This window comes from Streptomyces sp. 6N223, assembly GCF_052246635.1.
Classification (GTDB): Bacteria; Actinomycetota; Actinomycetes; order Streptomycetales; family Streptomycetaceae; genus Streptomyces.
Map to the genome: position 1 here is coordinate 1 of NZ_JBQQCA010000055.1, position 22181 is coordinate 22181.

20 protein-coding genes and 1 pseudogene are annotated in these 22181 nt (G+C 73.0%); 12 read left to right on the forward strand and 9 right to left on the reverse strand.

Annotation, left to right across the window (positions count from 1 at the left end; all coding sequences use genetic code 11):
* From ACTWQH_RS26580 to ACTWQH_RS26610, 7 genes and pseudogenes are all read left to right on the forward strand, one after another.
* Window positions 1–145: pseudogene (locus ACTWQH_RS26580) on the forward strand (ketol-acid reductoisomerase); the annotation flags it as partial.
* 31 nt (window positions 146–176) lie between these two features.
* Window positions 177–1259, forward strand: a complete 1083-nt coding sequence (locus ACTWQH_RS26585) for an AvrD family protein (protein WP_443289289.1) — start codon at window positions 177–179, stop codon at window positions 1257–1259.
* Entirely contained in the window at window positions 1256–2296 is a 1041-nt protein-coding gene (locus ACTWQH_RS26590; protein WP_443289290.1) for a beta-ketoacyl-ACP synthase III, read from the forward strand. Before ACTWQH_RS26585 ends, ACTWQH_RS26590 begins: the two co-directional genes overlap by 4 nt.
* Window positions 2297–2338: 42 nt before the next feature.
* Window positions 2339–2575, forward strand: coding sequence for an acyl carrier protein (locus ACTWQH_RS26595; RefSeq protein ID WP_443289291.1), 237 nt, complete (start codon window positions 2339–2341; stop codon window positions 2573–2575).
* 86 nt (window positions 2576–2661) lie between these two features.
* Window positions 2662–4059, forward strand: coding sequence for an FAD-binding oxidoreductase (locus ACTWQH_RS26600; RefSeq protein WP_443289292.1), 1398 nt, complete (start codon window positions 2662–2664; stop codon window positions 4057–4059).
* A 422-nt stretch (window positions 4060–4481) separates the two neighbouring features.
* Window positions 4482–4949 (forward strand): nuclear transport factor 2 family protein, encoded by a 468-nt coding sequence (locus ACTWQH_RS26605; RefSeq protein WP_443289293.1) that lies wholly within the window; start codon window positions 4482–4484, stop codon window positions 4947–4949.
* 334 nt (window positions 4950–5283) lie between these two features.
* Window positions 5284–5949, forward strand: a complete 666-nt coding sequence (locus tag ACTWQH_RS26610) for a TetR/AcrR family transcriptional regulator (RefSeq protein WP_443289294.1) — start codon at window positions 5284–5286, stop codon at window positions 5947–5949.
* Here the strand turns inward: ACTWQH_RS26610 and hflX are convergent.
* From hflX to miaB, 7 genes are all read right to left on the reverse strand, one after another.
* Window positions 5885–7375 carry a GTPase HflX gene (gene hflX / locus ACTWQH_RS26615; RefSeq protein ID WP_443289295.1) on the reverse strand — a complete coding sequence of 497 codons (1491 nt, stop codon included), beginning with the start codon at window positions 7373–7375 and terminating at the stop codon, window positions 5885–5887. The two genes, ACTWQH_RS26610 and hflX, sit on opposite strands and share 65 nt — an antisense overlap.
* Window positions 7376–7550: 175 nt before the next feature.
* Window positions 7551–9818, reverse strand: a complete 2268-nt coding sequence (locus ACTWQH_RS26620; RefSeq protein ID WP_443289296.1) for a RelA/SpoT family protein — start codon at window positions 9816–9818, stop codon at window positions 7551–7553.
* 250 nt (window positions 9819–10068) lie between these two features.
* Window positions 10069–10965, reverse strand: a complete 897-nt coding sequence (dapF, locus tag ACTWQH_RS26625; protein WP_443289297.1) for a diaminopimelate epimerase — start codon at window positions 10963–10965, stop codon at window positions 10069–10071.
* Window positions 10966–11013: 48 nt separating this feature from the next.
* Entirely contained in the window at window positions 11014–11544 is a 531-nt protein-coding gene (locus ACTWQH_RS26630) for a hypothetical protein (protein ID WP_443289320.1), read from the reverse strand.
* 109 nt (window positions 11545–11653) lie between these two features.
* Entirely contained in the window at window positions 11654–12610 is a 957-nt protein-coding gene (gene miaA, locus ACTWQH_RS26635) for a tRNA (adenosine(37)-N6)-dimethylallyltransferase MiaA (protein ID WP_443289298.1), read from the reverse strand.
* Between the two features lie 379 nt (window positions 12611–12989).
* Window positions 12990–13697, reverse strand: a complete 708-nt coding sequence (locus ACTWQH_RS26640; protein ID WP_443289299.1) for a class III extradiol dioxygenase subunit B-like domain-containing protein — start codon at window positions 13695–13697, stop codon at window positions 12990–12992.
* A gap of 31 nt (window positions 13698–13728) precedes the next feature.
* Window positions 13729–15219, reverse strand: coding sequence for a tRNA (N6-isopentenyl adenosine(37)-C2)-methylthiotransferase MiaB (gene miaB / locus ACTWQH_RS26645; RefSeq protein WP_443289300.1), 1491 nt, complete (start codon window positions 15217–15219; stop codon window positions 13729–13731).
* Between the two features lie 65 nt (window positions 15220–15284).
* Between miaB and ACTWQH_RS26650 the strand changes: the two genes are divergently transcribed.
* Window positions 15285–16289 (forward strand): TAXI family TRAP transporter solute-binding subunit, encoded by a 1005-nt coding sequence (locus tag ACTWQH_RS26650; RefSeq protein WP_443289301.1) that lies wholly within the window; start codon window positions 15285–15287, stop codon window positions 16287–16289.
* Here ACTWQH_RS26650 and ACTWQH_RS26655 read toward each other — a convergent pair whose 3' ends face one another.
* Entirely contained in the window at window positions 16290–17741 is a 1452-nt protein-coding gene (locus tag ACTWQH_RS26655; RefSeq protein WP_443289302.1) for a sensor histidine kinase, read from the reverse strand.
* A 38-nt stretch (window positions 17742–17779) separates the two neighbouring features.
* The gene (locus ACTWQH_RS26660; protein ID WP_443289303.1) at window positions 17780–18532 is read right to left on the reverse strand and encodes a response regulator transcription factor; all 753 of its coding nucleotides are present in this window, start codon (window positions 18530–18532) and stop codon (window positions 17780–17782) included.
* 199 nt (window positions 18533–18731) lie between these two features.
* Between ACTWQH_RS26660 and ACTWQH_RS26665 the strand changes: the two genes are divergently transcribed.
* The 4 genes from ACTWQH_RS26665 to ACTWQH_RS26680 all read left to right on the forward strand — a co-directional run bounded on the left by ACTWQH_RS26665 (window position 18732) and on the right by ACTWQH_RS26680 (window position 22164).
* Window positions 18732–19517 carry an amino acid ABC transporter ATP-binding protein gene (locus ACTWQH_RS26665; protein WP_443289304.1) on the forward strand — a complete coding sequence of 262 codons (786 nt, stop codon included), beginning with the start codon at window positions 18732–18734 and terminating at the stop codon, window positions 19515–19517.
* 62 nt (window positions 19518–19579) lie between these two features.
* On the forward strand, window positions 19580–20452 hold the full coding sequence (locus tag ACTWQH_RS26670; protein ID WP_443289321.1) for a glutamate ABC transporter substrate-binding protein: 873 nt from the start codon (window positions 19580–19582) through the stop codon (window positions 20450–20452).
* Window positions 20453–20554: 102 nt separating this feature from the next.
* A complete protein-coding gene (locus ACTWQH_RS26675) occupies window positions 20555–21229 on the forward strand; it encodes an amino acid ABC transporter permease (protein ID WP_443289305.1) in 675 nt (224 codons plus the stop codon).
* Window positions 21226–22164 (forward strand): amino acid ABC transporter permease, encoded by a 939-nt coding sequence (locus tag ACTWQH_RS26680; protein WP_443289306.1) that lies wholly within the window; start codon window positions 21226–21228, stop codon window positions 22162–22164. Before ACTWQH_RS26675 ends, ACTWQH_RS26680 begins: the two co-directional genes overlap by 4 nt.
* Window positions 22165–22181: the final 17 nt, after the last annotated feature.

A 22181-nucleotide genomic window follows, 5' to 3' on the forward strand; every position in this document is an offset into this window, starting at 1 on the left:
CAGCTTCGCCCGCAACTGGATGGCCGAGTACAACGCCGGCCTGCCCCGCTACAACGAGTACAAGAAGGCCGACGGCGACCACCTCCTGGAGACCACCGGCAAGGAGCTGCGCAAGCTCATGAGCTGGATGAACGAGGACCAGTAGCCCCACCGCGCCACCGCTCGGGAGGAACGAGATGACAGAGACGACCGCCGCCCCGGAACGCGTACGCCGTACCGTCGACGACTATCTGGGTCCCGGCGAGAAGCGGTTCTTCGGAGCCGGTTACAAGCGAGCCGATCAGACCCTCGGGGACGTCGCGCTGGACGTCGGTCCGGACGGCGACGGAACCGTGCGGGCCCGGGCGTCCGTACGCTACCCGGAGGACTGGTCCAAAAAGGGGCAGCGGAGCCAGGCCCCCCACCTGAGCAGTATCGACGTACTGTTGCTGGCCGGTGAGGTCGCGGAGCTCTACCTCACCCACGCGCTCGGCCTCGACATCGGCCGCCGCAGCGAGATGCGGCTGCGCCGGGTCCGGATGAAGGCCGGCGTCAGCCCCGTTGAGGAGGCGCTCGACGGGTTCGACGTCCGGGCGGCGATCACCATGCTGCCAGCGGAGCAGGATGCCGAACGACGGGTCTGTGTGGCCGACTGCCAGGTGGGGGCATTGCGGGCCCGCTGCGAGATAGAGCACCCGGCCGGCACCGTACGCCCGGGCGCGGCCCGCTATGACGGCCCGGACGACCTGCTGGGGCCCGCCGGCCTCCGGCCGTTCCGGGCCGCGCACAGGTGCAAGAGCCAGCTCATCGACGATCTGCGGGTGGACTTCGCGCAGCAGCGCGCGCAGGCCACGGTGAGCTCCCGGACAGCAGCACCGGACGGGCTGCCGGTGCAGGGGATCGAGAGCTACAGCCACCGAGGCACGTCGATCGTCGACGTCTTCGTCTCCGCCATCCAGCTCGGGCAGATCCTGCTCTACGAACTCGACGGGGTGCCGCGCTCCGAGAGCAACACCCTCTGGATGCGCCAGGCCGCGCTCCACATAGGCGACACCCGGCGACCGGTGACGTCCCCCGCCCCACTCTCCGTCCGGCTGTCCGAGCCCCGGATGCTGACCACACGAGAAGGCGACACCTGGAGGTCCGTCGAGATCGTCGGGGAGCTCCAGCACATGTCCGTCACCTGCTCGGCCGCGCACCGGCTGCCGCAGCACCTGTCACGAAGGGACACAGCGATGAATGGTGACCATCATGCGCACACCCGCCGGGGCCGGTCATGAGCCGCGCCGCCGTCCTCACCGGCATCGGAGCCATGGTTCCGGACCGGATGGTGGACAATGACGAGATCTCCACCCTGGTCGACACCAACGACCAGTGGATACGCACCAGAACGGGCATACAGCGGCGCCACTGGGCCGACCCCGGCGTGAGCACCGGCGACCTCGCGGTGGAAGCGGGACGTCGGGCCCTGGAGTCGGCGGGCGTCGACTCGGTCGATCTGGTCGTCATGGCGACCAGCACCCCGGATCAGCCGATGCCCGCCACGGCCCCGCGCGTCGCCACCGACCTGGGCCTGGGCGGCACCCCCGGCTACGACCTCTCGGCGGCCTGCGCCGGATTCATCTACGGCCTGCACTCCGCGGCCGGAGCGATCACTTCCGGCAGCTGCGAGCGGGTCCTGGTGATCGGCGCCGATATCTGGTCCACCCGGCTCGACCCCGAGGACCGCGCGACCGCGATCATCTTCGGCGACGGCGCCGGTGCCGCCGTGCTGCGGACCGGGGACCCGGACGAGCCGGGCGTGCTCGCCGGGTTCGACTTGGGCAGCGACGGCGCCCACCAAGACCTGGCCGTACTGCCGGCCGGCGGATCGCGTCAGCGGTCGCGCAGGGAGCCGCTGCGCGAAGCGGACAACTACCTCTCCATGCGCGGCAAGGAGATCTTCGCCCACGCCGTCGACCGGATGGCCGGCTCCTCCACGGCCCTGCTGGGACGGATCGGCTGGCACACCGGTGACATCGACTGGTTCGTCGGCCACCAGGCCAACGCGCGCATCCTGAACACAGTCGCCGACGTGATGCACGTGGACCGCGAGCGCGTACTGCTCCACCTGGACCGGGTCGGCAACACCTCCGCCGCCTCCATCCCCCTCGCGCTCACTGACGCCGCGGCCGACGGCCAACTGCAGCCGGGACACCGTGTTCTGCTGACCTCCTTCGGCGGCGGCCTGAGCTGGGGCTCCACGGCCCTGCGCTGGCCCGACATCAAAGCGCTCGCCCCGCGCCCCTCGCCCCTGAGCCGGAACTCGTGCCCCTGAGCGGCGCCCCGGCACCCCTAGGCCATCCGACGGAAGGCACTCATGGACGCCATTGCCAAGCACATCGTGAACATCCTCGTGGAGAAGTTCTCCGTGGACGACGACATCACCGCCGCCACCGAGTTCTCCGCCCTCGAACTCGACTCGCTGGTCATGCTGGAGCTCTCCGTGATCATCGAGCGCGAGTACGGCCCGCGCATCCCCGAGGACGAACTGCTGGAGGCGGGCAGCGTCAACGGCATCGTCGCGCTGATCCGCGCCGACGTTCCGGCCGCATGACCTCGCGCCGTACCCACCCCGATGCAACCTCACTCAACCACCCCGTCGGCACGGCGTCACCGGCCGACGAGCAAGCAGGAGGCACCATGACGCTGAAGAACCGTTCAGGACAACCCGTCGCTCAGGGAGAGATCGACGCACTGCGCACCGTCGTACGCGGTGACGTCCTCGGCCAGGAGGACGAGGGCTACGCCGAGGCACGACTGGTGTGGAACGGCTATTTCAACCGCCACCCGGGGCTGATCGTGCGGTGCGCGGGTACGGCCGACGTGGTCGAGGCCGTACGGTTCGCCACTCGGCATGATGTGCTGCTCGCCGTACGCAGTGGCGGGCACAGCTATCCGGGGCACTCGACGATCGACGACGGCCTGGTCGTCGACCTGTCCCGGATGAAGGGCATCCGGGTCGACCTTCAGCGGGGCGTCGCGATCGCCGAGCCCGGTCTGCTGCTGGCCGACCTGGACGACGAGACCTACCGGTTCGGGCTCGCGGTGACCGGCGGCCAGATCTCGCACACCGGTATCGCCGGTCTCACCCTCGGCGGAGGCATCGGCTGGCTGTGCCGGGCGCAGGGCCTCACCGTCGACAACCTCCTGGCCGCCGATGTCGTCCTCGCGAACGGCGAGGTGCGGCGGGCGAGCGCGGACGACGACGTCGACCTCTACTGGGCGATCCGGGGCGGAGGCGGCAACTTCGGCGTCGTGACGTCGTTCGAGTACAAGCTGCACCCCCAGGGCGCCTGCCGTACCGGCGTCGTGGTCTACCGCGGCGCCGATCACCAGCGTGTCGCCGAGGGCCTGTCCGCGTTCGCCCGGACCGCCGCCGAACGGCTGGGACTGGCCGTGGGCTTCCTCGACCTGGAGGGCGGCGAGACGGGCATCGCCATCCGCTATGTCGACACCGCTCCCGCCAAGGACACGGACGCGCTGATCGACAGCCTCGCCGGGTTCGGTCCCGAGCCTGTCATGCGGACCACCGAGACGATGGACTACCCGAAGGTCCAGCAGCTCGGCGACGCGGACATGGTGCACCACCGCCGCTACTACACCCGGTCCTTCATGATTCCCGCCGTCACCGACGAGGCCCTCGTCACGCTGCTCGAAGGATTCCGGGAGCGCAAGTCGCCGCTGACCCAGGTGGGCCTCATGCTGCTCGGCGGACAGATGGCGCGGGTCGCGCCTGAGGCGACCGCGTTCCCGCACCGGAAGGACGGCTTCCTGGTGACCCTGCTGGGCGGATGGACCGACGCGAAGGACGACGACGCCAACACAGCTTGGTGCCGCGAGGTATACGACCGGATGCAGCGGTTCACCTCGGGCGGCGTGTACGTCAACGAACTCCTCGACGAGGGCGATCGGCGCATCCTGTCGGCCTACGGGCCGGGTCACTACGAGCGGCTGTCCCAGCTGAAGGCCAAGTACGACCCGCACAACGTGTTCCGGGTGAACCAGAACATCAAGCCGGCGCAGCCGGCGCAGCCGTGACCCGAAGGAACCGCCCGGGCGCACCTGATCGCCGATCCGCCTGCTGCGCGCACCGAACCGGGCGCCCGGGCCCGGGCATCGCCTGAGAGAGGACCATGGCCAACGCAGGTGTACCGCACCGCGCCCGGCCGACGCGTACGCCGAGTACGTGACCGCACCGGCCCGGCACTTCGCCCCCGCCCCACGGGCGCCACGTCCGCTGGCCGCCCTGACCGCGTGGCAGGCCCCTGGTGGCCACCGCGGACGGTTCGCTCCCTGCCGCCCCCGCCCCGGCGGAACGCCGGTCTCCCTGCTGCCCTTCGACGAGCTTCGACATGGGCCGAGCCCGGAGCCCGGACGTACGCGCCGTGTTCATGCTCGTGGAGCCGGATCGGGCCGTTCTGTCAGTGACCGCTTACCCCCCCGAGAAAGGGAAGACAGCCATGACCACCGCAGTACCGACCGCCCGCGAGGTAGTCACGTCCTTCTTCGACCGCTACGGAAGCGGGGACATCGCCGGTGCTCTCGACCTGTTCGCCGAGCACGTCGACTTCAGGGTCGGCGGGGCGGCCAACGTCCCCTGGGTCGGCGGCCGCTCCACCAAGGACGAGATAGCTGATTTCTTCGCCGTTCTCGGCCAGGAACTGAGCCCGGCAGAGGAATTCATCATCCACACCACGGTCGCCGAGGGGCAGCACGTGGTTGTCCTCGGCCGCAGTCGCTTCGAGGTGCGTGCGACTGGCAGGACGTTCACCAACGACTTCGCCCTGCACATCAGCGTGACCGACAGCGGAATCACCGTCTATCACATGTACGAGGACTCCCACGCCATCAGCTCGGCCTTCCCACCGGCCCCGGTGCGACAGCCCGCGGCCGGAGGCACGTCTCCGTCTGCCTCGCCGGAGTGTTGAACCGCACTTTCGCCGAGGAGTCCGCTACGTCGCGCACCCGCACTCTCATTGGGCCGGGTCCTCCCCTACAGGGCGACAGCGGAGGACCTGCCTCCATCACTTGCACATCACCACTTCCAGAAGCTCCCGCATCGACGCCTCCTTCGACGTGAACATGGTGCGCAACACGATGCGCACTCTCGCGTCGAAAAAGTTCGCATTCCCCGTCGGGGATACGCGCCGGCGGCACCCATGCAAACCGGGAGCGGACAGGGCGTGCCCGGCTGGCAATACCATCTCTCATGCCTCTCGTGCCCCTCGCCCTCGTGCACTGACCTCCAGGACGGAGCCACCGATGGTCGCCCCCCAACGCCTTCGCGCCGACGCGGCACGCAACCGCGCGAACATCCTGCGCGCGACGCGGGCCCTGTTCGCCACGCACGGCGAGGCGGTCGGCATCGACGACATCGCGCGCGAGGCGGGCGTCGCGGTCGGCACCCTCTACCGGCACTTCCCCACGAAGGCGGACCTCGTGGGCGCGGTGGCGTCCGAGCTGGCCCACCGGGTCTTCGCCGCCCTCGGCGAGGCCGTGGCCCGCGTCGAGGCCGAGGGCAGCGCCATGCGGGAGCTGGAGGTGCTGACCGAGCGCATCAGCACCACGGCCGGCGAGGACCGCGCGGTGAAGGTGGCGCTGCGCAACCTCGGCGTGGAGGAGCCGCGGGAGGAGCGGCAGAAGGCGCTGACCGACCTCTCCCGGATCGTGGCGGCCGCGCACCGGGAGGGATCGCTGCACCCGGACGTCACCGTCACCGACCTGGTGCTGGTGATGGAGACGCTGCCGGGCGACGAGCTGCCCGAGCGGGCGCGGCGCCGCTGGGTGCAGCTCATGCTGCGCGGCCTCGGCAGCGGCGCCGCCCCTCGGGACGGCGCCGCGCGCTCCCAGGTGCCCGCGCCCGCTACGGGCGGGCCGGCACGTACGGCGCGAGGAGCGCGGCCAGCTCCTCGCCCACCTGGGCCTTGATCAGCGTGCCCTGCCCGGTGTGCTCCTCGGAGAGCACCTCGCCCTCGGCGTGGACCCGCGAGACGAGCCCGCCCTCGGTGTAGGGCACCAGCGCCTCCAGCTCGATGCCGGGGCGCGGCAGCTCCGTCTCGATCCAGGCCATCAGCTCGTCGATGCCCTGCCCGGTGCGGGCGGAGGCGGTCACCGCGCGCCGCTCGGCGCGCAGCAGGCGTTGCAGCGTCAGCTCGTCCGCGGCGTCGGCCTTGTTGACCACGACGATCTCGGGCACCTCGTGCGCACCGACGTCGCGGACCACCTCGCGGACGGCCGCGAGCTGCGCCTCGGGCGTGGGGTGGGAGCCGTCCACCACGTGGAGGATCAGGTCGGCGTCGGCGACCTCCTCCATGGTCGAGCGGAACGCCTCGACCAGGTGGTGCGGCAGGTGCCGGACGAATCCCACGGTGTCGGTGAGCGTGAACCCCCGCCCGCCCGGCGTCTCCGAGCGGCGGACCGTCGGGTCGAGGGTGGCGAAGAGGGCGTTCTCCACCAGCACGCCCGCGCCGGTGAGGCGGTTGAGCAGCGAGGACTTGCCGGCGTTGGTGTACCCGACGATGGCGACCGAGGGGATCCGGTTGCGGCGGCGCTCGCGGCGCTTGATCTCGCGCCCGGTCTTCATCTCCGCGATCTCGCGGCGCACCTTCGCCATCTTCTCGCGGATGCGCCGCCGGTCGGTCTCGATCTTGGTCTCACCGGGGCCGCGCGTGGCCATGCCACCGCCGGCGCTGCCGGAGCCGCCACCGCCCATCTGGCGGGAGAGCGACTGGCCCCAGCCGCGCAGCCGGGGCAGCATGTACTGCATCTGGGCCAGCGAGACCTGCGCCTTGCCCTCGCGGGACTTGGCGTGCTGGGCGAAGATGTCGAGGATCAGCGCGGTCCGGTCGACCACCTTCACCTTGACGACGTCCTCCAGGTGGATCAGCTGGCCGGGGCTCAGCTCGCCGTCGCACACCACGGTGTCGGCGCCGGTCTCCAGCACCAGGTCACGCAGCTCCTGTGCCTTGCCGGAGCCGATGTACGTGGCCGGGTCGGGCTTGTCGCGGCGCTGGATGACGCCGTCGAGCACGAGGGCACCGGAGGTCTCGGCGAGGGCGGCGAGCTCGGCCAGGGAGTTCTCCGCGTCCTGGGCCGTGCCGGAGGTCCATACGCCGACGAGCACGACGCGCTCCAGGCGCAGCTGCCGGTACTCGACCTCGGTGATGTCCGCGAGCTCGGTCGACAGGCCGGCCACGCGGCGCAGCGCGGCGCGCTCCTCGCGGTCGAACTGCTCGCCGTCGGGCATGTCGTCCGCCTCGGCGTCCTGCCAGGCGACGTCCTCATCCATCAGGGCGTCTGCGCGGCGGCCGACGGCGGGGCGCTGGTGGTCCTGAGGGAGGGAAGAGAAGGTCAAGTCAGTCCTTAGGGGTGGGGTGCGTGTCCTGGGTGAACGCCGGTGAGCCGCGGATCATTCCCCCGGCCGCCGTGCCGGCCGCCGGGGCCGCCCCCATGGTGACACGGCCGATCGGCGGCGTCACGCGGATTAGCGCGCCGCCGCGCCGCCGCGCCGGGCGGGCGGCGAACGCCGGTCAGCCGGTGGCCCGCGAGGCCCGCGTCACGTCGTACACGCCGGGGACGCGGCGCATCGCGCGGATCAGGCGCGGCAGCCCGGAGGCGTCGGGCAGCCGCAGCGTGTAGGTGTGGGTGACGCGGTGCTGCCGCGGCGGGGTCACCTCGGCCTGCAGCACGGCCGCGCCGTGCGTGGCCAGCGCCTCGGTGAGGTCCGCCAGCAGATGCGGGCGGCCGAGCGCCTCGGCCTGGAGCGTCACCCGGCAGCCGACGGACTCCGAACGCCAGCTCACCGGCAGGGGGTGGCGCCCGGCGGCGGCCATCCGCACGGCGGCCGGGCAGCCCTCGCGGTGCACGGTGACGGTCCCGCCGTGCACCGCGAAGCCGCGGACGGCGTCGGGCGGGACGGGGGTGCAGCAGCCGGCGAGGCGGACGCGGGTGGCGGGGGCCCCGACGACGACGGCGGCCTGCTCGCGGCGCGCGGCGCGCCCGGCCACGCGGTCGCGCTCGCGCTCGCCGCCCCGTTCGGCGGGAGCGGGGGTTGCCTCGGCCTCGGCGGACGCGGGCGCGGCCTCGGGCTCCGCGCCCTCCGCCGCGTGGCCCTCGATCCAGCGGCGGATCGGGATCCGCGCGGCCGGGGTCACGGCGTGCTCCAGCCACTCCGGCGAGGGCCCCGAGGTGCCCTCGGGTGCGAGCAGCAGCCGCACGGTGTCGCCGTCGCGCAGCACGGTGCGCAGCGTCGCCAGCCGCCCGTTGACGCGGGCGCCGACGCAGGCGTGGGCGGCCTGGCCGTGGCGGGCGTACGCCGCGTCGACGCAGGTGGCGCCCGCCGGCAGGTGCAGCGGCCCGTCGTCGGGGGTCTCGCCGAAGACCGTGATCTCCCGGTCGCGGGCCAGCTCGTCGCGCAGCGCGGTCCAGAAGGTGTCCGGGTCGGGCGCCTGCCGCTGCCACTCCAGCAGCCGCGACAGCCAGCCCGGGCGGGTGGGGTCGGCCCGCTCGGCGTCCGCGCCCTCCTCGGGGTCCCCGCCGGCCGCCGCCTCGCCGCCCCGGTGCGGGTCGCCGAGGGCGACGACCCCGGCCTCGGCGACGCGGTGCATCCGGTGGGTGCGCACCAGCACCTCGGCGACCTGGCCCGAGGCGTCGGCGATGGCGGTGTGCAGCGACTGGTAGAGGTTGAACTTCGGGGCCGCGATGAAGTCCTTGAACTCCGCGACCACCGGCGTGAAGCAGGTGTGCAGCTCGCCGAGCACGGCGTAGCAGTCGGCGTTCTCCGCCACCAGGATCAGCAGGCGCCCGTAGTCGCAGAGGCCGAGCTCGCCGCGTTTGAGGCGTACGCGGTGGACCGACAGCACGTGCCGGGGCCGGATCTGCACCTCGGCGGCGATCCCGGCCTCCCGCAGCACGCCCCGGACCGCCTCCGCCACCTCGGCCAGCGGGTCGGGCCCGTCGCCGCGGTGCGTGCGGATCAGCTGCAGGGCGCGGGCGTGCTCCTGCGGGTGGAGCACGGCGAACACGAGGTCCTCGAGCTCCGTCTTGACGGTCTGTACGCCGAGCCGCTCGGCGAGCGGGATCAGCACCTCACGGGTGACGCGGGCGATACGGGCCTGTTTCTCGGGCCGCATGACGCCGAGGGTGCGCATGTTGTGCAGCCGGTCGGCGAGCTTGATCGACATCACGCGCACGTCGCTGCCGGTGGCGACCAGCATCTTGCGGAAGGTCTCGGGCTCGGCCGCGGCGCCGTAGTCGACCTTCTCCAGCTTGGTGACGCCGTCGACGAGGTGCCGGACCTCCTCGCCGAAGTCCGCCCGCACCTGATCGAGCGTCACCTCGGTGTCCTCGACGGTGTCGTGCAGCAGCGAGGCGGTCAGCGTGGTGGTCTCCGCGCCGAGTTCGGCGAGGATCAGCGTGACGGCCAGCGGGTGGGTGATGTACGGCTCGCCGCTCTTGCGCATCTGGCCCCGGTGGGCGGACTCGGCGAGCAGGTACGCGCGGCGCAGCGCGTCGAGGTCCGCGCCCGGGTGGTGGCGGCGGTGGACCTGGGCGATGTGCTCGATGGCGTCCGGCATCCGGTCCCGGTCGCGGGCTGCGGTGCCCGCGCGGAGGAACGCCGCCCGCCCGAGCTTGCGCAGCCTCAGCACGTCGCGGCGATGGCCGCGCCGCCCGGGCGGTGGTGGATGGCCGGCGTCGTGGACACCGGCATCACGGACACCGGAGTCGTGGATGCCCTCGCCGCCGGTCGTGTCGCTCGCGTCGACGGTGTCGCTCGGTGTGGTCGCCTTTGCGCTCATGGGGTGGCACCTCCCGCGGTCTCTGACCGGACCGCGGCCGATCCCCGTGATCCCCCGTGATCCCCTTGACTCCCCGTGATCCCGTGATCGCTCTGTGGTCCAGCAGCGGCGCCGGTGCTTGATGCTACCGAGCCCAGCGCCCTCCGCCGTCCCACGGCCGCCCGTCTCGTGGTGGATCACCCGCCCGAGTGACTTTTGTCTGGGGAAAGCTGGCCGAAAAACGGGGCCTGGCCGGGGGGATGACGGAGGTTCAGCGCAGCCAGTCGCGGTCGATGGTGCCCTCGGCCACGATGACGGCGGGGCCCGCGAGGGTGACGCCGCCGTCGGTCTCCTCGGTGACCAGCAGCCGCCCGCCGGGGACGTCCACGGTGTAGGTGGCGGCGCGGCCGTCGGCCGCCGGGTCGCGGCCCTCGCGGCGGGCCGCGGCCACCATGGCGGCGCAGGCGCCGGTGCCGCAGGAGCGGGTCTCGCCGACGCCGCGCTCGTGGACCCGCAGCGCGATGTGGCCGGGGCCGCGCTCGACGACGAACTCGACGTTGGTGCCGCGCGGGTACGCCCCGGCGGGGTGGACGGCGGGCGGCGCGAGCAGCGGCCCGGCCTCGGAGAGGTCGGAGACGAAGGCGACGGCGTGCGGGTTGCCCATGTCGACGTGGCGGGCGGGCCAGCGGCGGTCGCCGCCGGCGTCGGCGACGGTCACGGTGACGGTCTCCCCGGGGCCGCCGGGGAGCCGGGCCTGGCCCATGGCCACGGCGACGAGGCCATCCTCGCCGACCCGCACCCGCCGCACCCCGGCGCGGGTGGCGACGGCGAGCTCCCCCGGCTTTGCCAGCCCGGCGCGCAGCAGGTAGCGGACGAAGACGCGCACGCCGTTGCCGCACATCTCGGCGACGCTGCCGTCGGCGTTGCGGTAGTCCATGAACCACTCGGCCTCGCCGGCCATCCCGCGCGCCTCCGGATCGGCGGCGGAGCGCACGGCGCGCAGCAGCCCGTCGCCGCCGATGCCGGCCCGCCGGTCGCACAGCCGCGCCACCGTGGCGGCGGGCAGCGCGAGCCGCCCGTCCGGGTCGGGGAGGATCACGAAGTCGTTCTCGGTGCCGTGTCCCTTGAGGAAGGGCACGGGCTGCCGCGGGGGCGGGGCGGTGCTCACCCGGTCGATCCTAAGTCAACGCCGCGGGGCGGGGCCGGCCGGCGGCGCTCAGCGCAGCGCGGCCACCCGCCAGACGGCGAGGGCGGCGAGGACGGCCAGGCCCGCGCCGTAGAGCAGCAGCAGGCGCCAGTCGGGGGGGCGGCCGGAGCCGCGGGGCGGCAGCCCGGGCCAGGTGTAGCCGACGCGGCGGGCGGCCATCATGCCCCAGCCGGCGGCGCTGCACCCGATGAGCAGGCCGAGCATGGCGACCACGGCCCCCGCCTCGTCGAAGGCGAAGGCGAGGGGAAAGGCGAACATCAGGGAGCCGAGCAGGCTCAGCAGCGCGATCGGGGCGAGCTGGGTCAGCCGCAGCCGGCGGGAGGGCCGCAGCTCGGCGTAGGACTCCGACTCCGACTCGGACTCGCCGCCGTCGGCGGCCGAGGGCCCGGCGTCCTCCTCGTCCTCCGCCGTGTAGGGTCCGCCGGGCACGCCCGGCGCGGTGAAGTCGCTGAGCCCGGCGTCGGCGAGCGGCTCGTCGCCCAGGCGGCGCTGAGGGATGTCGCCGGTCCTGCCGTCGCTCTCCCGAGGGCTGGCCTCCATCGCCACGCGCCCTCCCAACTCAACGTCTTCACGGCTGCAGCATTGGTCGATGATGGCACGCTCCGCACCCGCTCCCGGCCGCCTGGAGCGTCCCGATGCCATCACGTGATCAGGATGTGACCGTCCGTTCGACGAGCTGCCAGGCGTGCGCCGCGAGGGCCTCGGGCGCGCGCTCCTGCCGCCCGGCGCGCAGCCAGTGGACGCGCCGGTCGCGGCGGAACCACGACTCCTGGCGGCGGGCGAAGCGGCGGGTGGCGCGGACGGTCTCCTCGCGTGCCTCCTCCACGGTGCAGTCGCCGGCCAGGGCCGCCAGCAGCTGCTGATAGCCGAGCGCGCGGGAGGCGGTGCGGCCCTCGCGCAGACCGGCCCGCTCCAGCTCGCGCACCTCGTCCAGCAGGCCCTCGCGCCACCAGCGGTCCACGTTGGCGGCGATCCGCTCGAACAGCTCGGGCCGGTCCACGGCGAGGCCGATCTGGAGGGCGGAGTAGACGCCCTCCGCCTCGCCGGCCTCGGGGAGCCGCGCGGTGAAGGGGCGGCCGGTCAGCTCAATGACCTCCAGGGCGCGGACGACGCGGCGGCCGTTGCTGGGCAGGATGGCGCGGGCGGCGCGCGGGTCGGCGGCGGCGAGGCGGGCGTGCAGCGCCCCGCTGCCCTCGCGGGCCAGCTCGGCCTCGAGCCGGGCGCGGATGCCGGGGTCGGTGCCGGGGAAGTCCAGCGGGTCGATGGCGGCGCGCACGTAGAGGCCGGAGCCGCCGACGAGCACGGGGGTGCGGCCCTGCGCCAGCAGCCGGTCGATCCGCTCCCGGGCCATGCGCTGGTACTCGGCGACGCTCGCGGTCTCGGTCACGTCCCACACGTCGAGGAGGTGGTGCGGGATGCCGCGCCGCTCGGCCGGGGTGAGCTTGTTGGTGCCGATGTCCATGCCCCGGTAGAGCTGCATGGAGTCGGCGTTGACCACCTCGCCGCCCAGGCGTGCGGCCAGCGCCACCGCGAGGTCGGACTTGCCCGCCGCGGTGGGGCCGACCACGGCGACGAGCTGGGGTGGGGAGGCGGGGCGGGTGGTCACGCACGCAGTGTCGCAGACCGCGGGGCGCCTCCCGAACCCGAACGAGCGACGTGACGCGCCGTCGCGGGCGTCGTTTCCCGTTTCGGGGTCAACCAGCAAGGTCAGGAGTTGATATGGGAGTTTTTGCCTGGTTCCGCCGCGGTGGACGGGGCGTGAAGCCGTCAACGGGCGCGTCAACGGGAGCCGGAGCCGGAGAGGCCGCGGGAGGGGCCGCCGGAGAAGGAGACGGCGAGGCCGTGCCGCGCGCCGGGGCCGCCGCCGACGGCGAGGCGGTGGCCATCCCGAGGCAGACGGTCGCGGCCGAGGCGGCGGACAGCGAGACGGGCGAGGGAGCCCGGCAGTAGGCGGCAGGCGGTAGGGGCCCGGCGGGCCGCGCGGCTCAGGACCAGGACGCGACGAGGTATCCGACGCCATAGGGAGCCTGGTCGAAGAGCAGCCGCCCGCCGAGCCCCGCCCCCGCCCCGGCGCCGCCGAGGAGCTGCCAGCAGGACCGGCCGGACGCCTTCAGCTCCTCGGCCAGCCCGGCGTCGAGCGCGGCCAGCCCGGCCGTGTCGGCCTCGCCCAGGGCCCTGGCGGCCTCGGCGTCGAAGGCGGCGGCGCGCTCGTCGAAGGACCCGGGCGCGCCCGGCGAGCGACACGCGCTGCCGTCCCCCATCACCAGCAGCGCCAGCCGCCCGGTGCCGGCCGCCAGGGCCCGCCCGGCCGCCGCGCAGCGCTCCGGCTCCAGCGGCTCCCCGACGCCCAGGCCCTCGGCGGGCGCCGCGTCCCAGCCGGCGCGGGTCAGCAGCCAGGCGCCGACGGTCAGCGAGGGCGGCAGCGGGCGTTCTCCCGCCTCGCCGTGCCCCAGGGCGACCTCCACGTCGACCCCGAAGCCGTGGAATGAGCCGCGCGTCCCGGCGGGGAAGGGCCCGCGGCCCTCGGGCTCCGCCGGACCCGCGACGACCAGCCGGTCGGGGCGGGCGGCGGCCAGCACGCCCAGCGCGTCGAGGCAGGCCGCCCGCGCCGCGTCCATCTCGGGCGCGGCACCGGCCGCCACTTCGGGCACCAGCAGCGGCGGGCAGGGACAGACGGCGGCGGCGACGAGCATGTGCCGCAGCCTAGCGCCGGCGCCTCACGCCTCAGTGGACGTGGCAGCCCTGGGCCGGTTCCGGCGCCGCGGCGGGCGCGCCGACGGTCGGCAGGCCCAGCATGACGCCGCGGGGCTTCCCGGCCGGGGCCGCGGTGCGCCGCTCCCAGGCATCGCCGGCGCGGGTGGGGCGCACGGCGCGGACGGGGCCCTCGGCCAGCAGGTGGTGGGGAGCGGCGTAGGTGATCTCGACGGTGGCGACGTCGCCGGGGCGGACGGAGCGCTCGGGGCGGGTGAAGTGCACCAGCCGGTTGTCGGGGGCCCGGCCGGACAGCCGCCGGGTGGCCTCGTCCTTGCGGCCCTCGCCCTCGGCGACCAGCACGTCCACGACGCGGCCGACCTGCCGCTTGTTCTCCGCCCAGGAGATCTCCTCCTGCAGCGCCACGAGCCGCTCGTACCGCGCCTGCACGGTCTCCTTCGGCACCTGGCCGTCCATCCCGGCGGCCGGGGTGCCGGGGCGCTTGGAGTACTGGAAGGTGAAGGCCTGCGCGAAGCGGGCCTCGCGCACCACGTGCAGCGTCTGCCCGAAGTCCTCCTCGGTCTCGCCGGGGAAGCCCACGATGATGTCGGTGGTGATGGCGGCGTCCGGGATGGCGGCGCGCACCTTCTCGATGATGCCGAGGTACCGCTCCTGCCGGTAGGAGCGGCGCATGGCGCGCAGCACCCGGTCGGAGCCGGACTGCAGCGGCATGTGGAGCTGCGGCATGACGTTCGGCGTCCCGGCCATCGCCTCGATGACGTCGTCGGTGAAGTCGCGCGGGTGCGGGGAGGTGAAGCGGACCCGCTCCAGGCCCTCGACCTCGCCGCAGGCGCGCAGCAGCTTGGAGAACGCCTGGCGGTCGCCGATGTCGGAGCCGTAGGCGTTGACGTTCTGCCCGAGGAGGGTGATCTCGGTGACGCCCTCGGCGACCAGCGCCTCCACCTCGGCGAGGATGTCGCCGGGGCGGCGGTCCTTCTCCTTGCCGCGCAGCGCCGGGACGATGCAGAAGGTGCAGGTGTTGTTGCAGCCGACGGAGATCGCGACCCAGGCGGCGTAGGCGCTCTCGCGGCGGGTCGGCAGCGTGGAGGGAAACTCCTGGAGCGACTCGGCGATCTCGACCTGGGCCTCGCGCTGGATCCGGGCCCGCTCCAGCAGGACCGGCAGGCGGCCGACGTTGTGGGTGCCGAAGACGACGTCGACCCACGGCGCGCGGCGCACGATGGTCTCGCGGTCCTTCTGCGCCAGGCAGCCGCCGACGGCGATCTGCATGCCGGGGCGGGCGGCCTTGCGGGGGGCGAGCTGGCCGAGGTTGCCGTACAGCCGGTTGTCGGCGTTCTCGCGCACGGCGCAGGTGTTGAAGACGACGACGTCCGCCTCGTCCGCGCCGGGCTGCGCCCTGACGTACCCGGCCTGCTCCAGCAGCCCGGCCATCCGTTCTGAGTCGTGGACGTTCATCTGGCAGCCGAACGTCCTGAGCTGGTAGGTGCGGGCGGCTTCGGGCATGGGATTCAGTCTACGCAGCCCGCCGCGGCTTGCCGGGGCGGGCGGTGAGCGCGCAGCATCACCCCATGCCCTCGCCGTCCCGGTCCCTCCTGCGCCGCCGCCCGGTGCGCGCCCTGCTCGTCCTCGGCGCGGCGCTGGCGCTGCTGGGGGCGCTGCTGTGGCGCCCCCTGTTCGGGGACGGCGAACGGCTGTCGGGCGAGATGGCGATGAGCACGGGCGTGCCGAGCGGCGTCTACACGCGCTACGGGCAGCTGCTGCGGGAGGAGCTGGCGCGGGACGCGCCGGGTCTCGAGGTGAGGCTGCGGCCCAGCGCGGGGTCGGTGGAGAACATCGAGCGGCTGATCGCCGGCGAGGCCGACTTCGCCATCGCCACGGCCGACTCGCTCGCGGCGTACCAGCAGTCCGGGGGCGGGGGCGCCGAGCGGCTGCTGGCCTGCGCGCGGCTCTACGACGACTACATGCAGCTGGTGGTCCCGGCCGACTCGCCGGTGCGCAGCGCCGCCGACCTGGCCGGGCTGCGGGTCGGGGTGGGCCAGGACCGCTCCGGCGTGCAGTTGGTCACCCGGGAGCTGCTGGCGGCGGCGGGGCTCGACATGGAGACGGACATCACGGCGGTGGAGGAGGGCATCGACGTGACGCGGACGATGCTGGAGGCGGGGCGGCTGGACGCCTTCTTCTGGTCCGGCGGGCTGCCGACCACGGCGATCAGGCACCTCGGGGACCTGATGGACATCCGGCTGGTGCCGCTGGGGGACCTGCTGCCCGAGCTGCGCGAGCGCGGTGGGTACGCCGCGCACTACCGCGCCGCCGTGATGCCGCCGGACGCCTATCCGCACATCGCGGGCGGTCAGGGGATCGAGACCGTCGCGGTGGCGAACCTGCTGGTCACGACCGACCGCAGCAGCGACGCGCTGACCGAGCAGGTGACGCGCTCGGTGATCAACGGGCGGGACCACATAGGGCGGGCGGTGCACGCGGCGCAGCGGGTGGACCTGCGGACCGCGATCTACACGCAGCCGCTGGACCTGCACCCGGGGGCGCTGGCGTACTACCGCTCGGTCAAGTCGTGATCACGCGGTGGCGGCGCGGGGGCGCGGCGCCGGCGCGTGCTCGGCGGGCTCGCGGGGGACGCGGACGATCACCTTCAGGCCGTGGGGCTCGTTGTGGGCGTACGCGATGGTGGCGCCGGCGGCGGCCAGCAGGGCGCCGACGATGGACAGGCCGAGACCCGAGCCCGAGACGTTCTGGTGACGGCTGCTGCGCCAGAAGCGGTCGCCGATGCGCTCCAGCTCCTCGTCGGCGAGGCCGGGGCCGTCGTCGGCGGTCTCGATGGTGACGACGTCGCGGCCCGGGGTGACGGTGACAGTGACGGTGCCGCCGCCGGGGGTGAACTTCACGGCGTTGTCCACGATCGCGTCGAGCGCGCTGGCCAGGCCCACCGGGTCGGCCCAGCCGGTGACCGCGCCGGGCCCGGCCTGGCGCAGCGCGACGCCCCGGCGTTCGGCGACCGGCCGCCAGGCGGCGACGCGTTCGGCGGCGAGCGCGGCCACGTCGGTGACCCGCAGGTCGGCGCGGCTGTGCTCGGCCAGCGCCAGGCCGAGCAGGGCGTCGAGCATCCGGGCCAGACGCTTGCCCTCCTCGCGCACGGAGGCGAACTCGGCGCTGCCCTCGGGCAGCTCCAGGCCGAGCAGGTCGATGCGCAGCAGCAGCGCGGACAGCGGGTTGCGCAGCTGGTGGGAGGCGTCGGCGACGAACGCCCGCTGCTGTTCGAGGACGGCCTCGACGTGGTCGGCCATCTCGTTGAAGGAGCGGGCCAGCCGCTGCAGCTCCGGGGGCCCGCCGGCGGCGGCGACCCGGGCGTTGAGGCGGCCGGTGGCGATGTCGTGGGTGGCCCGGTCCAGCACCCGGACCGGCCGCAGCACCCAGCGGGTCAGGCGGAACGCGGCGGCGACGGCCAGCAGCATGGCGCCGGCCTCGCCCGCGGCGATGGGCAGCCAGCCGGCGAGGATGCGGGAGCGCAGCGGGCCGGTGGGCGAGTCGGTGACGACGACGGCGATCACGTCGCCGTCCCGGATCACCGGCGAGGCGACGACCAGGCGTTCCTCGGCCTGCCAGGGCCAGATCTGGCCGGGCTGGTGGCTGCGGCGGCCGGCGAGCGCCTCGGCGAACTCGCTGCTGGCGACGCCGCCGGGCACGCGCCAGCTGTGGGGGGCGGTGGCCAGCGGGCGGCCGTCGCGGTAGAAGACGCCGGCGCGGATGGCGTAGACCTCGTGGTAGCGGTCGAGCTCCTGGCCGAGCGTGGCCAGCGGGTCGCCGCCGATCGCGTCGGGGGCACGGTCGGGGTCGGTCGTGGCGTCGGCGGCGAACTGCGCGAGGGAGGCGAAGCGCGCGGTGTCGTCGATGCGGTCGACGACGACGCGCTGCTGCTCGGAGCCGGCGAGGCTGATGGCGAGCGGCACGCCGAGGGCGAGCAGCACGCCGGCCAGCAGCATGGTCAGGAGAGGGAGGAGGCGCGAGTGCATGGGCGTGGAGGCGGCGGAGTCGGGCTGGCCGGCGGCGGTCAGGAGGCGGGGAGCGCGAGTCGGTAGCCGACGCCGCGGACGGTCTCGACCAGCTCGGGTCTGCGGAGCTTGGCGCGGAGCGAGGCGATGTGGACCTCCAGGGTGCGGCCGGTGCCCTCCCAGCTGGTCTGCCAGACATCGCTGATGATCTGCTCGCGGCGGAACACGACGCCGGGGCGCCGGCCGAGCAGCGCCAGCAGGTCGAACTCCTTGCGGGTCAACGCCACGCGCTCGCCGTCCACGGAGACCCGGCGGGTGTGCAGCTCGACGACGACGGGGCCGAGCGACAGCACGCCGTCGCGGGCGCCGGGGGCGTCCGCCCGGCCGCGCGCGCCGGTGCCGGTGCCGGCGTCGATGCCCGCGGTGCCGCCGAATCCCGCCGCCCCGGAGCCGGCGCCGGTGCGGCGGCTCACGGCGTGGATGCGGGCCAGCAGCTCACCGGTGTCGTAGGGCTTGACGATGTAGTCGTCGGCGCCGAGGTTCAGCCCGTGTATGCGGGAGCGGACGTCGGCCCGCGCGGTGACCATGATCACCGGCACCGGGCTGGCCCGGCGGATCCTGCCGCACAGCTCGAAGCCGTCGGCGTCCGGGAGCCCGAGGTCCAGCAGCACGACGCCGAAGGAGCCCTCGCGCAGCAGGCCGAGCGCCTCCTCGCCGCCGCTGGCGTGCGCGACCTCGAAGCCGTGCTTGCCGAGCACGGCGACCAGGGCGGCGGCGACGTGCTCATCGTCCTCGACCAGGAGCAGTCTCATACACTCCCTCCTTCCATCGCCTTTTACAGGTCATTACAGGTCCCGCCCACTCGCTCTGCCTCCGAGCATCCCTGTGACATTCACCCAACGCATCAGCACTCGATCAGATCGTTATCCTCAATTTCCGCTCAAGTCTGCTGACGCGGTATCCCACCGTCGTTAGGGTCCGTGCAACCAACGAGGATGGAGCAGCCCCACGATGAGCGAGACATCGCTGACCAAGGACCCGGAGGACGCCTCGCCGCTGGCGGAGGACCTGGTCGTCCTGGACAGCGTGAACAAGCACTTCGGTGCGCTCCACGTGCTGCAGGACATCAACCTGACCATCAAGCGGGGCGAGGTGGTCGTCGTGATCGGCCCCTCCGGCTCCGGGAAGTCCACGCTGTGCCGGGCGATCAACCGCCTGGAGACGATCGACTCCGGCATGATCACCATCGACGGGGAGCCGCTGCCGCAGGAGGGCAGGGAGCTGGCCCGGCTGCGCGCGGACGTCGGCATGGTATTCCAGTCCTTCAACCTCTTCGCCCACAAGACCGTGCTGCAGAACGTGACGCTCGGGCCGGTCAAGGTCCGGCGCGAGTCCAAGGAGACGGCGACACTGCGGGCCCGCGCCCTGCTGGACCGCGTGGGGGTGGGCAACCAGGCCGACAAGTACCCGGCCCAGCTCTCCGGCGGCCAGCAGCAGCGCGTGGCGATCGCCCGCGCGCTGGCGATGCAGCCGAAGGTCATGCTCTTCGACGAGCCCACCTCGGCCCTGGACCCCGAGATGATCAACGAGGTGCTGGAGGTCATGCAGCAGCTGGCGCGGGAGGGGATGACCATGGTGGTCGTCACGCACGAGATGGGCTTCGCCCGCTCCGCCGCCAACCGCGTGGTCTTCATGGCCGACGGTCGCATCGTCGAGGAGGCCGAGCCCCACCAGTTCTTCGACAATCCGCGCAGCGACCGGGCCAAGGACTTCCTCTCGAAGATCCTTCAGCACTGATCCGCATGCGGAACCCGATCGCTGGACCCCGAAAGAACCCTCGACACAAGGACATGACAACGATGAGAATCCGCAAGGCAAGCGCTCTGGCCGCCGCCGTTTTCGCTCTCTCGCTGGCCGCCACGGCCTGCGGTTCCGACGACGAGAGCGGCGACGGCGGCTCCGAAAGCAGCGGCGGCTCCGGCGACGGTGGCGGCGGCGAGGAGCTCCGGATCGGCATCAAGTTCGACCAGCCGGGCATCGGCCTGGAGAACTCGGAGGGCGAGTACTCCGGCTTCGACGTCGACGTGGCCACCTACATCGCGGGCGAGATGGGCGTCGCCCCCGAGGACATCGAGTGGGTGGAGGCGCCCAGCGCCGACCGCGAGACGATGCTGCAGAGCGGCGACGTGGACTTCATCGTCGCCAGCTACTCGATCAACCCCGAGCGCATGGAGCTGGTCGACTTCGCCGGGCCGTACTTCCTCGCCCACCAGGACCTGCTGGTCCGCTCCGACGCGGAGGTGAGCGAGGACGCCATCAACGAGATGACGCTGTGCACGGTCGCCGGGTCCACCTCGGCGCAGAACGTCCAGGACTCCATCGCGCCGGACGCCGCCACGCAGGAGTTCCCCACCTACTCCGAGTGCGTCCCCGCCGTGCAGCAGGGCACCATCGACGCCCTGACCACCGACGACTCCATCCTCGCCGGCTACGCCGCCCAGGACGAGTACGAGGGCCAGTTCAAGCTCGCCGGCTTCGACCTGAGCGACGAGTACTACGGCGTGGGTGTGCCGAAGGGCGAGACCGAGCTGGTCGACGAGATCAACACCGCGCTGCAGAAGATGATCGACGACGGCTCCTGGGAGCAGGCCGTGGAGTCCAACTTCGGGCCGGCCAACTACGACTACGAGGACGCTCCCAAGGTTGGGGATCTGTCCGTCGTGGAGGAGTGACGACCGGGCCGGCCTCCGTCTGAATTCCGTGGCGCGCCGCCCTCTCCACCGGCGGCGCGCCACGCCTCTATTCCGCATCCCCTAGGGAACCTGCGAGATCTTGTGTTCGACTTCCTTGATCTAGACGAGTACGACCTGTTCGGGGCGTTCTGGATGACGGTGCAGCTCACCGTCTTCTCCGCGATCGGCTCGCTCATCTGGGGAACCATCCTGGTGGCGATGCGGGTCAGCCCCGTACCGGTCATGCGGGCGTTCGGCACGCTCTACGTGAACATCTTCCGCAACACCCCGCTCACGCTCATCATCCTCGCCTGCTCGCAACTCCTCGCCCTCACGCTGGGGATGACGCTGTGGGCCGACGTCGCCACCGACAGCGCCAACTTCCGGCTGGCGGTGCTGGGCTTCGTGGTCTACACCTCGACCTTCGTCTGCGAGGCGCTGCGCTCCGGCATCAACACCGTGCCCGTCGGCCAGGCCGAGGCCGCCCGCGCGCTGGGCCTCAACTTCTCGCAGGTGCTGACCCAGATCGTGCTGCCGCAGGCGTTCCGCTCGGTCGTCGGGCCGCTGACGAACGTGCTGATCGCGCTCACGAAGAACACCACGATCGCCGCCGTGATCGGCGTGTCGGAAGCGGCGCTGCTGATGAAGGAGATGATCGAGAATGAGGCCAGGCCGATCGAGGTCGCGAGCATCTTCGCCCTCGGCTTCCTCGTGCTCACCCTTCCGACCGGGCTGCTGCTGGGCTGGGTCGCCAAGCGCGTGGCGGTGAAGCGATGAGCGACGGCCGTTCTGTTCTGTACGACGTCCCCGGCCCCCGGGCACGGGCGCGCAACGTCCTGTACACCGTCCTCTTCCTCGCCGTGCTGGCCCTGGTCGCCTGGTGGGTGCTGACCATCATGAACGACAAGGGCCAGCTGGAATGGGACCTGTGGAAGCCCTTCTTCACCGACTCCGACGTCTGGACGACGTGGCTGCTGCCGGGCCTGTACGACACCCTCACCATGGCGGTGCTCGCCATGGTGATCGCGCTGCCGCTCGGCGCGGCGCTCGGCATCGGGCGCCTGTCCGACCACCGGTGGATCAGGATTCCCGCCAACGCCGTCGTCGAGTTCTTCCGCGCCATCCCGGTGCTGGTGCTGATCCTGTTCGCCAACCAGGCCTACATCGAGTGGTCGGATCTCGACCCCGACCAGCGGCCCATGTACGCGGTGGTGACCGGGCTGGTCCTCTACAACGCCTCGGTGCTCGCCGAGATCGTCCGGGCCGGCGTCCTCGCCCTGCCACGCGGCCAGACCGACGCGGCACACGCCATCGGCATGCGCAAGGGCCAGCTCATGATCAGCGTGCTCCTGCCGCAGGCCGTGACGGCCATGCTGCCGGCGATCGTCAGCCAGCTGGTGGTGATCGTCAAGGACACCGCGCTCGGCGGCGCCCTGCTCCGGACCACCGACCTGATGGGCGTGTCCTCCACCATCAGCGCCAACTACGGTGCCAACGTCGTCGCGACCATGACCGTGATCGCCGCGATCTACATCGTGGTGAACTTCCTGCTCACCAGCCTCGCGAGCTGGCTGGAGAGCCGGATCCGGCGCGGCAAGCGCAGCACCGGCGCCGTGGTGGTGGCGGGGCTCGGCGACGAGCTGGACGCGGAGCGGCCGGGTGAGGCGCCGATCGTGATCGGCGCGCCTGGGGTGACCAAAGAGGGCGGCTGACTCCGGGCGGTGGGCCG

Bases quoted from the DNA above. Each gene is read 5' to 3' on its own strand.
- ACTWQH_RS26585 (WP_443289289.1), top strand. From the start codon at position 177: ATGACAGAGACGACCGCCGCCCCGGAACGCGTACGCCGTACCGTCGAC.
- ACTWQH_RS26590 (WP_443289290.1), top strand. From the start codon at position 1,256: ATGAGCCGCGCCGCCGTCCTCACCGGCATCGGAGCCATGGTTCCGGAC.
- ACTWQH_RS26595 (WP_443289291.1), top strand. From the start codon at position 2,339: ATGGACGCCATTGCCAAGCACATCGTGAACATCCTCGTGGAGAAGTTC.
- ACTWQH_RS26600 (WP_443289292.1), top strand. From the start codon at position 2,662: ATGACGCTGAAGAACCGTTCAGGACAACCCGTCGCTCAGGGAGAGATC.
- ACTWQH_RS26605 (WP_443289293.1), top strand. From the start codon at position 4,482: ATGACCACCGCAGTACCGACCGCCCGCGAGGTAGTCACGTCCTTCTTC.
- ACTWQH_RS26610 (WP_443289294.1), top strand. From the start codon at position 5,284: ATGGTCGCCCCCCAACGCCTTCGCGCCGACGCGGCACGCAACCGCGCG.
- ACTWQH_RS26620 (WP_443289296.1), bottom strand. From the start codon at position 9,818: ATGAGCGCAAAGGCGACCACACCGAGCGACACCGTCGACGCGAGCGAC.
- ACTWQH_RS26630 (WP_443289320.1), bottom strand. From the start codon at position 11,544: ATGGAGGCCAGCCCTCGGGAGAGCGACGGCAGGACCGGCGACATCCCT.
- ACTWQH_RS26640 (WP_443289299.1), bottom strand. From the start codon at position 13,697: ATGCTCGTCGCCGCCGCCGTCTGTCCCTGCCCGCCGCTGCTGGTGCCC.
- miaB (WP_443289300.1), bottom strand. From the start codon at position 15,219: ATGCCCGAAGCCGCCCGCACCTACCAGCTCAGGACGTTCGGCTGCCAG.
- ACTWQH_RS26650 (WP_443289301.1), top strand. From the start codon at position 15,285: ATGCCCTCGCCGTCCCGGTCCCTCCTGCGCCGCCGCCCGGTGCGCGCC.
- ACTWQH_RS26655 (WP_443289302.1), bottom strand. From the start codon at position 17,741: ATGCACTCGCGCCTCCTCCCTCTCCTGACCATGCTGCTGGCCGGCGTG.
- ACTWQH_RS26660 (WP_443289303.1), bottom strand. From the start codon at position 18,532: ATGAGACTGCTCCTGGTCGAGGACGATGAGCACGTCGCCGCCGCCCTG.
- ACTWQH_RS26665 (WP_443289304.1), top strand. From the start codon at position 18,732: ATGAGCGAGACATCGCTGACCAAGGACCCGGAGGACGCCTCGCCGCTG.
- ACTWQH_RS26670 (WP_443289321.1), top strand. From the start codon at position 19,580: ATGAGAATCCGCAAGGCAAGCGCTCTGGCCGCCGCCGTTTTCGCTCTC.
- ACTWQH_RS26680 (WP_443289306.1), top strand. From the start codon at position 21,226: ATGAGCGACGGCCGTTCTGTTCTGTACGACGTCCCCGGCCCCCGGGCA.